Genomic DNA, 12,967 nt, shown 5'->3' with positions numbered 1-12,967 from the left:
TTGCTCACATAATCAGGAGCCCACTTAATATGGCCGTTCACTGCACTACCCTCGAAGAAGTCCGCAATAACATCGACTTTCTTGACCAGCAAATCGTCACTCTGATCGCCGAACGCGGCCACTACGTTTCCCAAGCCGCACGCTTCAAAAAAGACACCGATGGTGTCAAGGCGCCACAACGGGTTGAACAGGTGATCGCCAAGGTGCGGGGGTTATCTCAGGTGGTCGGCGCCAATCCTGAGGTCACTGAGCAGGTGTACCGCGCGATGATTACGGCGTTTATCAGACAAGAAATGGCTGAATATGCTGCGCTGGACAAAGCTGAAAAACCACGAGCCTGATCCCTCCATCTTACCTACTCAGGATTTATCAGCCTTTTGCCTGCAAGCACAAATCCATAGCACCCTTGCAACCCATTGAAAAATAGACAGGAAATTTCAGACGACTTTTTAGCTTTTTTCAGACGAAATAAACCGTCTCTCACTTCATTCTCTTTGTGAGGTTTTGTGTCTAGTATCGAACGGCATCAATTTGCCACCACTTCTATACACGGATCCGAATAGGGTAAGAGGCTTATATGGAATTTCTTGAAAAACTCACCAGTTTGGCAGCAAAAGTTCGCCTGCAAGGCCCCGCCATCCAAACAGAAGAAGCTACAAAAAATGCTTTTGTAATGCCTTTTATCAACACCGTGTTGGGTTATGACGTGTTTGACCCGCAGGAGGTGACGCCCGAATTTGTCTGCGATGTAGGGACGAAAAAGGGTGAAAAAATCGACTACGCAATCATGAAAGATGGCGAAGTTCAGATACTCATTGAATGCAAAAAGATTGGCGAGTCGTTGAGCATTAATCACGCGTCGCAGCTCTTTCGGTACTTTCACGTTACAAGTGCAAGAATCTCAATTCTTACCAACGGCCAGGTCTACAGATTTTTTACTGATCTGGACGCCCCTAATAAAATGGATGAAAAGCCATTTTTAGAACTGGATCTACTGGACATTGATGAATACTCCGTACCAGAGCTGATAAAACTTACCAAGTCGGCCTTCGATGTGGACTCAATCATCAGCGCAGCGGGAGAATTGAAATACGTTAGCCAACTCAAGAAACTCATTGGCGCTCAAGTCAGTAAACCAGAAGACGACTTCGTGAAATTCTTCGCATCCCGCGTTTATGAAGGAGTGATCACGCAAAGAGTCCGTGAGCAATTTTTCGAACTAACCCGAAAAGCGTTAGCTCAATTTTTGAATGACCAAATTAATGAGCGACTTAAGTCTGCTATGAGCGGTGCAATTCAGCCGACGACGACATCATTGACTGTCGCGAATAGCGCGAATGCAGACTTGCAGGATCGAGAAGAGGCAGAAGATAAAATTCTGACGACCCTTGAGGAAATGGAGGGTTATCACATCGTCCGCGCTGTCGTTCGCTCCGTAGTCGATGCCAAACGAATCGTTCAACGAGATACCCAAAGCTATTTTGGAATATTACTGGACGACAACAATCGTAAGCCCATCTGCCGGCTCCACTTCAATCGTAGCCAAAAGTACCTCGGGATATTCGACGAGGAAAAGAATGAGACCCGGCACGCCATTTCATCCATTGACGAAATTTACGAATACGCCGATCAGCTAAAAAAGACAGTGGGTTACTACGAATAAAGCCTGCAGCGGGAGACGGGAGTTGTGGATAAAACTGTGGGAGGGGGCTGCCCCCGATAGCGGTGGGTCAGGAACAAATAGACTGACTGACACTCTGCCATCGGGGGCTTGCCCCCTCCCACATTTGGTTTTGTGCTTGGCCAAAAGTCCTGTACATCCCTCTGACACCTCTTTCACATACAGCTGACAAATCCCCTTCTAGACTCTCCTTATCAGCCGTTAACCGGCCAGGGAGTACGCCATGTGGCGGTATGCGGTAATGCTGTGTGCAATGGTGTGTTTGTCAGGCTGCCAATCCACTCACCAAGAGTTGCTGGCCAAGGGTTATCCACCCGCCTTTGCCGATGGCTTTGACGATGGTTGCAGCAGTGGTCGCCAGGCCGCTGGGGTGATTACCGGGGAGTTTCGCAAGAACGTTCCACGTTATTTGAAAGACCGGCAATACGCCGAAGGCTGGGAAGACGGGTTTCGCCAGTGCAAAGCCATGCGTGAGAACGAAGAACTGCGCGACTACCAGGAAAACCGCAACAACGACCGCGAGCGCGAGTGGCAGCAGGAAAAAGACCGCGATGCGGCCAAGGCGTATCGCTCGCAATAGGTCGTTTGCAGACATCCATCGAAACTAAAGCACGGCAAACATGGCCCAAATGCCATAGAGGGAGAACACCATGAGCCGAGCTTTTGTAAATGAAGACAACGCCGCCGCCCAGGCCGACCAGCCGGTGGAGCGTCAGGTCAGCGAACAGCCCAACCGCCTGACCGCGCAAGGGTTGGCGCAGTTGCAAGCCAAGGTGGCGCAATTGCAGCTTGAGTACAGCGCCGAGTCCGCCAAGGGTGATCAGGCCGATAAGCAGCGCCAGGCGGATCTTGAGCGGGACCTGCGTTACTTCAACCAGCGGGTGCAAAGCGCTCAGGTGGTCGCGCCGGCGACAGCCACCGACAAGGTGCAGATCGGCAGCTGGGTCACGTTCGCCAATGAGCAGGACGAGCAACAGCGCATTCAATTGGTAGGTGAGGATCAAGCCGACGCCAACGCCGGTTTGATCAACTGGGGCTCGCCTCTGGGCCGCGCCTTGTTGGGGGCCCAGGTGGGCGACGAGGTGCTGTGGAAGCGCCCCGTCGGCGATCAGTTGATCGAAGTGCTGAGCATCGAGCCCGAGGTTTAGACGATACCCTGGGCCAGCATCGCGTCAGCCACTTTAACGAAGCCTGCGATGTTGGCGCCCTTGACGTAGTTAACCCGGCCGTTTTCTTCACCGTAATGCACGCAGGCATGGTGGATCGACTGCATGATGTTGTGCAGTTTGCTGTCCACTTCCCCGGCGGTCCAGAGCAGGCGCATGGCGTTCTGCGACATTTCCAGGCCACTCACCGCCACACCGCCGGCGTTGGACGCCTTGCCGGGTGCAAACAGGATGCCCGCGTCGATGAAGATATCCACAGCCTCCAGGGTGGTCGGCATGTTGGCGCCTTCGGCCACGCAGATGCAGCCGTTGCGCAACAGCGTGCGTGCGGCTTGGGCGTCGAGTTCGTTCTGGGTGGCGCATGGCAGCGCGATATCGCACGCCAGCTCCCAAGGGGTTTGGCCTTTGCGGAATTCCAGGCCGAAACGTTCAGCCAATTCACTGATACGCCCGCGCTGTACGTTTTTCAGCTCCAGCAGGGCCGACCATTGTTCTTCGGTCAAACCACTTTCGGCGTACAGGGTGCCTTCGGAGTCCGACAGGGAAACCACCTTGCCCCCCAGGTCCATGACCTTGCGCGCCGCGTATTGCGCCACGTTGCCGGAGCCGGACACCGCCACCCGCTTGCCTTCGACCCGCTGACCTTGGCGCTTGAGCATTTCCTCGGCGAAATACACACAGCCGAAACCGGTGGCTTCCGGACGAATCAGGCTGCCGCCATAAGTCATGCCTTTGCCGGTCAGCACTGAAGTGAATTGATTGCTCAGGCGCTTGTACTGGCCGAACAGAAAGCCGATTTCTCGTGCGCCCACACCGATATCGCCGGCCGGCACGTCGACGTCCGCACCGATGTGGCGGTACAACTCGCTCATGAACGCCTGGCAGAAGCGCATCACTTCGGCATCGCTCTTGCCCTTGGGGTCGAAGTCCGAGCCGCCTTTACCGCCGCCCATGGGCAGCGAGGTCAGGGAGTTTTTGAAGGTCTGCTCGAAGGCGAGGAATTTCAGCACGCCCAGGTTGACCGAAGGGTGAAAGCGCAAGCCACCTTTGTACGGGCCGATGGCGCTGTTCATCTGGATACGGAAACCGCGATTGACCTGAACCTTGCCGTGATCATCCACCCACGATACCCGGAAGGTGATGGCGCGTTCCGGTTCGCAAATGCGTTCCAGAATGCCCGAGGTCAGGTAGTGGGGGTTGGCTTCAAGAAAGGGCCACAGGCTGCGCAGGACTTCTTCCACGGCCTGGTGGAATTCCGGCTGGTCGGGGTCGCGTTTCTTGAGGCGGGCCAGGAAGGATTCGACGGATTCGATCATGAAAAGTCTCGGCAAATTGATTGTTGTTAAACAGAGAATGAGCCGGACTTTATCAATTCATTTCGCACCGTGACAGGGCAAAATGTCGCTTCTGTGAATTTAAATGGTGCATTGGATATAAATAATCAGGATTTTTGCCCTCTAACAGGGATTTCAACGCGAGATATGCACCAATAGTTAAACCGCTATCGCAGGCAAGCCAGCTCCCACATTGGACCGTGTCGTAGCAGAGGTACTCGATCTAATGTGGGAGCTGGCTTGCCTGCGATGAAGTCGCCTCGGTCCACCTGAACAGCGCCCCAAAAAAAACGGAGCCCGAAGGCTCCGCTTTTTTCAAACCAGCCCGAATCAGGCCAGTTTTTTGTGACGCACACGGTGCGGCTGGGCAGCGGCTTCGCCCAAGCGCTTTTTACGGTCTGCTTCGTACTCGGTGTAGTTACCTTCGAAGAACACCGCCTGGGAGTCATCTTCGTACGCCAGGATGTGGGTCGCAACGCGGTCAAGGAACCACCGATCGTGAGAGATCACAATGGCGGCGCCCGGGAAGTCCAGCAGGGCTTCTTCCAGGGAACGCAGGGTTTCAACGTCGAGGTCGTTGGACGGTTCGTCGAGCAGCAACACGTTGCCGCCCTCTTTCAAGGTCAGGGCCAGGTGCAAGCGACCACGCTCACCACCGGACAGGTCCTTGACGAACTTCTGCTGATCGCCGCCCTTGAAGTTGAAACGGCCGACATAGGTGCGCGACGGGATTTCATAGTTGCCGATGCGGATCTGGTCGGAGCCGTCGGAGATCTGCTGGAACACGGTCTTGCTGCCGTCGAGGTCGTCGCGGCTCTGGTCCACACAGGCCAGTTGCACGGTGTCGCCGATCTCGATGCTGCCGGAGTCCGGCGTTTCCTTGCCCATCAACATGCGGAACAGCGTGGACTTACCCGCACCGTTACCACCAATGACGCCGACGATCGCGCCTTTTGGCATGGAGAACGACAGGTTGTCGATCAGCACGCGGTCGCCATAGCCCTTGGATACGTTCTTGAACTCGATGACCTTGTCACCCAGGCGCGGGCCGGCCGGGATGTAGATCTCGTTGGTTTCGCTGCGCTTCTGGAATTCCTGCGACTGCATTTCTTCAAAGCGTTGCAGACGGGCCTTGGATTTGGACTGGCGGGCCTTGGCGCCTTTGCGCACCCACTCCAGCTCTTCCTTCATGGCTTTTTCGTGGGCCGATTGCTGCTTGGATTCGGCGGCCAGACGGTCGGACTTGGCTTCCAGCCAACCGGAGTAGTTGCCCTCGTAAGGGATACCGGCGCCGCGGTCGAGCTCGAGGATCCAGCCGGCAACGTTGTCCAGGAAGTACCGGTCGTGCGTGATCGCAACCACGGTGCCCGGGAAATCGTGCAGGAAGTGCTCCAGCCAGGCGACGGAATCGGCGTCCAGGTGGTTGGTCGGTTCGTCGAGCAGCAACATGTCGGGAGCCGACAGCAGCAGGCGGCACAGGGCCACACGACGTTTTTCACCACCAGACAGGTGCTCGACCTTGGCGTCCCACGCCGGCAGGCGCAGCGCATCGGCGGCGACTTCCAGTTGGCGCTCCAGGTTGTGACCGTCGCCAGCCTGCAGGATGGCTTCGAGCTTGGCCTGCTCGGCGGCCAGCTTGTCGAAGTCGGCATCCGGTTCGGCGTAGGCGGCATACACCTCGTCGAGGCGCGCCTGAGCGTCCTTGATCACGCTGACGGCCTCTTCAACCACTTCGCGCACGGTCTTGGTCGGATCCAGGATCGGCTCTTGCGGCAGGTAACCGATATTCAGGTCCGGCATCGGGCGGGCTTCGCCTTCGAACTCGGTGTCGACGCCGGCCATGATTTTCAGCAGCGTGGACTTACCCGAGCCGTTGAGGCCGAGCACGCCGATCTTGGCGCCAGGGAAGAAGGACAACGAAATGTTTTTCAGGATTTCCCGCTTCGGCGGAACAACTTTTCCCAGCCGATGCATGGTGAAGACGTATTGAGCCATGGTGAACCTAGCGTCAGTGACTGATGAATTAAGCGGACGAAGCCCGTGCCAGGCCATGCGCCGCGCGGGCCTTTGACTATCATCAATGCCTGCGTGGGGAAAAAGCCTGAATGTCTGGGGCTGGAACGCCCCCGCGTAACCGGCAAAGCTACCTGAATGCGCTGGGGCAGTCCAGCCAGGCAGGACTGGCACTTTGCCACAACTCAAGGCATGCTAGCCGCCCTCCGGGCGTCCGGCTTATAGTGCACGTCGCGCGCCAGTCCAGCCAACCGCAGGATCACAGCTTGTCCAAAGTCACGCCGCCCACTCCCTTGCGCGCCGCTCATATTGCGCCGGGAGCGCCCCTGCACGGTACCTTGAAGGGCGCATTGGCGACGCTTGTGCTGATGTTGCTCGCGTTATTGTTCTGGCAACTGCTTGACCAGTTGCAGCAAAACCAGAAAAACCAGCAGCAATACACCATCGACTACAGTGCTGACTTGGCCGAGCAGATCAGCCAGAGCATGGCACTGAGCGCGCAGATCGCCCTGAACCTGCTGCCCATTGTCGAGCCGCCGCGCAATGCCGAACAGCAGCAGGCCTTGATGCGCACGTTGCAGCGCTCGTTGCCGGACCTACGCAGCTTCGCCCTGCTCACCCCCAACGGCGCACTGATCAGCGACACTGCCGAAGGCAGCCAAGACAATGCCCTGCTCGAAGACCTGGTCAAGCGCAGTCACGCCCAGTCTTACTACCTGAGCAACGACAATGACGGCACGGTCATCTATCTGTTGCTGCACCAACCCAGCGGTGGCTCCAAGGTGTACTGGGCCTTGCGCCTGGCCCCCAATTACCTGGCCAACCTCACACGGCAGGACATTCAGGGCCAGCGCCCGATGTGGGCGATCGAGAACAGCCTGAACCATCGTGTGGTCAGCCGTGACAGCGGGATGCCGGCGCAGTGGCCCAGCGCTCTGACACCGGAAGAATTGAATCGCAGTGTGCTGGTCACGCCCTTGAGCAAAAGCGACTGGCAACTGCGCGGCCTGTTTGACCGCAGCGCGGTGCTGGAACAACTGCTGCCTGCCTTTATCGGCAAGTGCCTGCTGGGCCTGGCATTTTCGCTTGTCCCGGTGATCGTGCTGCTCAACATGCGCCGCCGCCAACGCCAGGTGAATGAAGGCCGGCGACGCTATCAGGACATCTTCGAAGGCACAGGCGTGGCCTTGTGCGTGCTTGACCTGGCGGGGCTCAAGGCGTTTTGCAACAAGACCCAGGTACAAAGCCGCGAACAGTTGCACGCCTGGTTGCAGGCCAACCCCGCCGAGCGCAAGCAACTGCTCAAGGAGTTGCGCGTCACCGAGGTCAACCAGATGGCCGTGCGCCTGCTGAACGTTGCGTCCTGCGAGCAGGCATGGGAACGCCTGATCGATGATTGCCCGAGCAATGCCACGTCCATCGGCTATCAGGTGCTGGAAGCTGTACTGACCCGGCAAAAACAGCTGGAGCTGGAAATCCAGCTCAACGACGTGGCCGGCAACGAACAGTACCTGTGGCTGGTGATGCGTTTGCCGGAGCAGCAGGATGACGTCAAGGCCGTGATCCTCAGCATCAGCGACATCACCAGCCGCAAGCTGATCGAGTTGTCGCTGGTGGAGCGCGAGAGCTTCTGGTCGGATGTGGTGCGTACGGTGCCCGATCACCTGTATGTGCAGGACGTGATCAGCCAGCGCATGATTTTCAGCAACCATCATCTGGGCCACACCCTGGGCTACAACAAAACCGAACTGCAGCAAATGGGTGAGTACTTCTGGGAAATCCTGCTGCACCCCGAAGACGCCGAGCACTACCATGACTCGCGTGAGCAGCAACGCCAGGTCGGCTACACGACCCAGTTGCACTGCCAACTGCGCTTTCGCCACCGCAATAACCAATGGCGCCGCTTCGATATTCGCGAACAGGCCCTGGCCCGGGATACGTCCACGGTGGTCACTCGGATCATCGGTGTGGCCAAGGACATTACCGACCAGATCGAAGCCAGCGAATCCCTGCGCGACAGCGAACAGCGCTACCGCATGTTGGCTGAAAGCATCAGCGACGTGATCTGCTCTACCGACAGCCAACTGGCTCTGAATTACATCAGCCCATCGGTCAACACCGTACTGGGCTATGACGTGGATTGGGTGTTCAAGCATGGCTGGCAGTCGATCGTTGCCAACCCGCAACAGTTGACCGGCATTTATAGCCTGATGGAACAGGTCAGTCGCGCCCTCGGCAACCCCGAGGCGTTGAACACCTTGCGCGATGAAGTCCAGACCCAACTGTTCCTGTTCGACTGCCTGCGCGCCGACGGGCGCAAAGTACCGATCGAACTGCGCCTGGTGCTGGTGTGGGATGAACATGGCGCCTTTGAGGGCATCCTCGGCGTAGGCCGCGATATCAGCCAGCAACGCCGCGCCGAAAAAGACCTGCGCATGGCGGCCACGGTCTTCGAGCACTCCACCTCGGCGATCCTGATCACCGATCCGGCCGGCTATATCGTGCAAGCCAACGAGGCGTTCAGCCGGGTCAGCGGGTATGAAGTGGCGGACGTGCTCGACCAATTGCCGAACATGCTCACCGTCGACGAGCAGCAGGAAGCCCACCTGCGTTATGTGCTCAAGCAACTGCACCAGCACAGTACCTGGGAAGGCGAAGTGTGGCTCAAGCGCCGCAACGGCGAGCATTACCCGGCCTGGGTCGGCATTACGGCGGTGTTCGACGATGAGGGCGACCTGGCCAGCTATGTGTGCTTCTTCAGCGACATCAGCGAGCGCAAGGCCAGCGAACAGCGAATCCACCGCCTGGCCTACTACGACGCCCTGACCCACCTACCCAACCGCACACTGTTCCAGGACCGTCTGCACACGGCGTTGCAATCGGCAGAACGGCAGAAGTCGTGGGTGGTGTTGATGTTCCTCGACCTCGACCGCTTCAAGCCGATCAACGACTCCCTCGGCCACGCCGCCGGCGACCGTATGCTCAAGGAAATGGCGACGCGCCTGCTCGGTTGCGTGGCCGAAGACGACACCGTGGCGCGCATGGGCGGCGACGAATTCACCCTGCTGTTGCAACCACGGGTCAGCCGCGAGATGGCGCTGAACCGCGCGATTCATGTGGCCGAACAGATCTTGGCCAGCCTGGTGAAGCCATTCGTGCTAGAAGGCCGTGAGTTCTTCGTGACCGCCAGTATCGGCATCGCCCTCAGCCCCCAAGACGGCAACGAGCTGAGCCAACTGATGAAAAACGCGGATACGGCGATGTATCACGCCAAAGAGCGTGGCAAGAACAACTTCCAGTTCTACCAGGCCGACATGAACGCAAGCGCCCTGGAGCGTCTGGAGCTGGAGAGCGACCTGCGCCACGCCCTGGACCAGAACGAATTCGTGCTGTATTACCAACCGCAATTCAGCGGCGACGGCAAACGCCTGACCGGTGCCGAGGCCCTGCTGCGCTGGCGCCACCCGCGTCGCGGGCTGGTGCCGCCGGGGGATTTCATTCCGGTATTGGAAGAACTCGGGCTGGTGGTGGACGTGGGCGATTGGGTGATCAGCGAAGCCTGTCGCCAACTCAAGACCTGGCACCAGAACAAGGTGCGGGTGCCCAAAGTCTCGGTAAACATCTCGGCGCGGCAGTTCTCCGACGGCCAGCTGGGCACGCGCATCGCCACCATCCTCAAGGACACTGGCCTGCCGCCAGCGTGCCTGGAGCTGGAACTGACCGAAAGTATCCTGATGCGCGAAGTCAACGAAGCGCTGCAGATCCTCGCCAGCTTGAAGAACCTGGGCCTGAGCATCGCGGTGGATGACTTCGGCACCGGCTATTCATCGCTTAACTACCTCAAGCAATTCCCCATCGACGTGCTGAAGATCGACCGCACCTTCGTCGATGGCCTGCCCTCCGGTGAGCAGGACGCACAGATCGCCCGGGCGATAATTGCCATGGCCCACAGCCTGAACCTGGCGGTGATCGCCGAAGGTGTGGAAACCCACGAGCAATTGGACTTTTTGCGCGAGCATGGCTGTGATGAGGTCCAGGGTTACCTGTTCGGGCGGCCGATGCCGGCGAATCGGTTCGAGGCGCAGTTCAGCAATGATGCTCTCTTCATGTTCGACTGACCTGCTGTTGTGAAGCTTATGGCTCCATCGGGAGCAAGCCCCCTCCCACCTTTGAACTGTGAATACCTTCGAATGTGGGAGGGGGCTTGCTCCCGATGAGGCCAGCACAGTCACCACTCATCTCCAGATGAGCCCCACTTGTCCGCGACATGATGTCCTTTCATATGCCATCTAAAACCCATTGGGTTAGAATGCCCTCCTTTTCTGCCCCCGATCCTTGAGGACCGCCATGTTCAGCCGTGATTTGACTATTGCCAAGTACGACGCCGATCTCTTCGCCGCCATGGAGCAAGAAGCCGTGCGCCAGGAAGAGCACATTGAGCTGATCGCTTCGGAAAACTACACCAGCCCTGCGGTGATGGAGGCTCAAGGTTCGGTTTTGACCAACAAGTACGCCGAAGGCTACCCGGGCAAGCGCTACTACGGTGGTTGCGAGTACGTCGACGTGGTTGAGCAGTTGGCCATCGACCGTGCCAAGGAGCTGTTCGGCGCCGATTACGCCAACGTCCAGCCACACGCCGGCTCCCAGGCCAACAGCGCCGTGTACCTGGCCCTGCTGCAAGGCGGCGACACTATCCTGGGCATGAGCCTGGCCCACGGCGGTCACCTGACCCACGGCGCCAGCGTTTCTTCCTCCGGCAAGCTGTACAACGCCGTCCAGTACGGTATCGATGCCAACGGCCTGATCGACTACGACGAAGTCGAGCGCCTGGCGGTCGAGCACAAGCCAAAAATGATCGTGGCTGGGTTCTCTGCCTACTCGCAGATCCTGGATTTCCCACGCTTCCGTGAAATCGCCGACAAGGTCGGTGCCTACCTGTTCGTCGACATGGCCCACGTGGCCGGTCTGGTGGCAGCGGGCGTGTACCCGAACCCAGTGCCTTACGCTGACGTGGTGACCACCACTACCCACAAGACCCTGCGCGGTCCACGTGGCGGCCTGATCCTGGCTCGCGCCAACGCCGAGATCGAGAAGAAGCTCAACTCCGCGGTGTTCCCGGGCGCCCAGGGTGGCCCGCTGGAGCACGTGATTGCCGCCAAGGCGATCTGCTTCAAGGAGGCACTGCAGCCTGAGTTCAAGACCTACCAACAACAAGTGGTGAAGAACGCCCAGGCCATGGCCGCTGTGTTCATCGAGCGCGGTTTTGACGTGGTGTCCGGCGGTACTGAAAACCACCTGTTCCTGCTGTCGCTGATCAAACAGGACATTTCCGGTAAAGACGCTGACGCCGCCCTGGGCAAAGCCTTCATCACCGTGAACAAGAACTCCGTGCCGAACGATCCACGTTCGCCGTTCGTCACCTCCGGCCTGCGCTTCGGCACCCCGGCTGTGACCACCCGTGGCTTCAAGGAAGCAGAGTGCAAGGAACTGGCCGGCTGGATCTGCGACATCCTGGCTGACCTGAACAACGAAGCCGTGATCGACGCGGTACGTGAGAAGGTCAAGGCCATCTGCAAGAAGCTGCCGGTTTACGGCGCTTGATTGCAGTTGCTTGAATGAAAAGCCCGGCTCTTGAGCCGGGCTTTTTTATTTCAATTTGAAATGCATTCAATTGCGGGAGGGGGCTTGCTCCCGATAGCAGTGTGTCAGTCACTTATATGTTTACTGACCCACCGCAATCGGGAGCAAGCCCCCTCCCACAGTTGATCGCATTTCAAGTCAGGCTTGGTAGACCTTGGCAAAACCTTCGCGGATCTTGTCCTCCGGCAACTCATCGGCAATAAACACAATCACACTCTCCCGCGCCTCGCCCTCGGCCCATTCGGTGTCCCAGTCAAAACCATAGAGTTTCAGCACGCCCTGGAACACCATGCGTCGATCCTCCCCGGCAATATTCAGCACGCCCTTGTAGCGCAGCAGCTGCTTGCCGTGGTCTTCCAGCAGTTCGTTCATGAACTCACTGAGGCGGTCGATATCCAGCGGTTGGTCGGTGCGCAGCACCAGGCTGGAAATACGGTCGACCGATGGCGCAGCGCTGACCGGGCGCAGGCTCATGCCGGCATTGAGGTTGAAGCCGCGCACATCCAGCAACTCAGCCAAGTCGATCTTGCCGTGATTCACCACACGGATCGGCGCACGCCGGTTGATACGGGTCAGGCGCTGGCTAAGGGCGTCGAAGGTGGCGTCGTCCACCAGGTCGCGCTTGCTCACCAGCAGGCGGTCGGCAAAGCCGATCTGGGCCTGGGCGATGGTCTGGGTCAGGTGATGCTCGGCGTGGGCGGCGTCCACCAGGGTAATGATGCCGTCGAGGATGTAGCGCTCGCGCAGTTCTTCGTCGATGAAAAAAGTCTGGGCTACTGGTGCCGGGTCGGCAAGGCCGGTGCATTCGATCACCAGTCGGTCGAAGGCGATTTCGCCACTGTCCAGACGCTCAAGCAGCAGGTACAGGGCCTTGGTCAAGTCGGTGTGGATGGTGCAGCACACGCAGCCGTTGGACAGGGTCATGACTTGTACCGGCTCGTCGCCCAAGAGCTGGGTGTCGATGCCGGCGTCACTGAATTCGTTTTCGATCACGGCGATTTTCAAGCCGTGCTCGGCCTTGAGCAGATGGCGCAGCAAGGTGGTCTTGCCGGCACCGAGGAAGCCGCTGAGGATGGTGACGGGGATGGGAGAGGACAAAACTATTCTCCTGATAACTGAATAAACACAAAACA

At 58.3% G+C, this 12,967-nt stretch carries 9 protein-coding genes; 6 read left to right on the top strand and 3 right to left on the bottom strand.

Annotated features, from left to right (window positions below; all coding sequences use genetic code 11):
• The first annotated feature begins 29 nt into the window (after positions 1-29).
• The 4 genes from FW800_RS27150 (at position 30) to FW800_RS27135 (ending at position 2,829) form a co-directional block, all read left to right on the top strand.
• Positions 30-341 (top strand): chorismate mutase, encoded by a 312-nt coding sequence (locus FW800_RS27150; RefSeq protein WP_446438851.1) that lies wholly within the window; start codon positions 30-32, stop codon positions 339-341.
• Between the two features lie 236 nt (positions 342-577).
• Complete coding sequence (locus FW800_RS27145) at positions 578-1,663, top strand: type I restriction endonuclease (protein ID WP_446438850.1); 1,086 nt, start codon at positions 578-580, stop codon at positions 1,661-1,663.
• Between the two features lie 241 nt (positions 1,664-1,904).
• Positions 1,905-2,261, top strand: a complete 357-nt coding sequence (locus FW800_RS27140) for a hypothetical protein (protein WP_032879410.1) — start codon at positions 1,905-1,907, stop codon at positions 2,259-2,261.
• 70 nt (positions 2,262-2,331) lie between these two features.
• Positions 2,332-2,829 carry a GreA/GreB family elongation factor gene (locus FW800_RS27135; RefSeq protein WP_446438849.1) on the top strand — a complete coding sequence of 166 codons (498 nt, stop codon included), beginning with the start codon at positions 2,332-2,334 and terminating at the stop codon, positions 2,827-2,829.
• On the opposite strand, the gene gdhA is transcribed toward FW800_RS27135, so the two are convergent.
• Positions 2,826-4,163 (bottom strand): NADP-specific glutamate dehydrogenase, encoded by a 1,338-nt coding sequence (gene gdhA, locus FW800_RS27130; RefSeq protein WP_032879406.1) that lies wholly within the window; start codon positions 4,161-4,163, stop codon positions 2,826-2,828. The two genes, FW800_RS27135 and gdhA, sit on opposite strands and share 4 nt — an antisense overlap.
• A gap of 348 nt (positions 4,164-4,511) precedes the next feature.
• Entirely contained in the window at positions 4,512-6,176 is a 1,665-nt protein-coding gene (ettA, locus tag FW800_RS27125; protein ID WP_005791601.1) for an energy-dependent translational throttle protein EttA, read from the bottom strand.
• 284 nt (positions 6,177-6,460) lie between these two features.
• Between ettA and FW800_RS27120 the strand changes: the two genes are divergently transcribed.
• Together FW800_RS27120 and glyA are read left to right on the top strand one after the other, a co-directional pair.
• The gene (locus FW800_RS27120) at positions 6,461-10,312 is read left to right on the top strand and encodes a sensor domain-containing protein (protein WP_446438848.1); all 3,852 of its coding nucleotides are present in this window, start codon (positions 6,461-6,463) and stop codon (positions 10,310-10,312) included.
• Between the two features lie 229 nt (positions 10,313-10,541).
• Positions 10,542-11,795: a serine hydroxymethyltransferase gene (gene glyA / locus FW800_RS27115; protein WP_005791605.1), complete on the top strand. Its 1,254-nt coding sequence runs from the start codon at positions 10,542-10,544 to the stop codon at positions 11,793-11,795.
• 177 nt (positions 11,796-11,972) lie between these two features.
• Here the strand turns inward: glyA and yjiA are convergent, their stop codons facing one another.
• The gene (gene yjiA, locus FW800_RS27110) at positions 11,973-12,932 is read right to left on the bottom strand and encodes a GTPase (protein ID WP_446438847.1); all 960 of its coding nucleotides are present in this window, start codon (positions 12,930-12,932) and stop codon (positions 11,973-11,975) included.
• Positions 12,933-12,967: the final 35 nt, after the last annotated feature.

The organism is Pseudomonas sp. 910_23, from assembly GCF_052850795.1.
The sequence above is the reverse complement of the archived record's forward strand: the minus strand, read 5'-3'. Positions and strand labels throughout refer to the sequence as shown.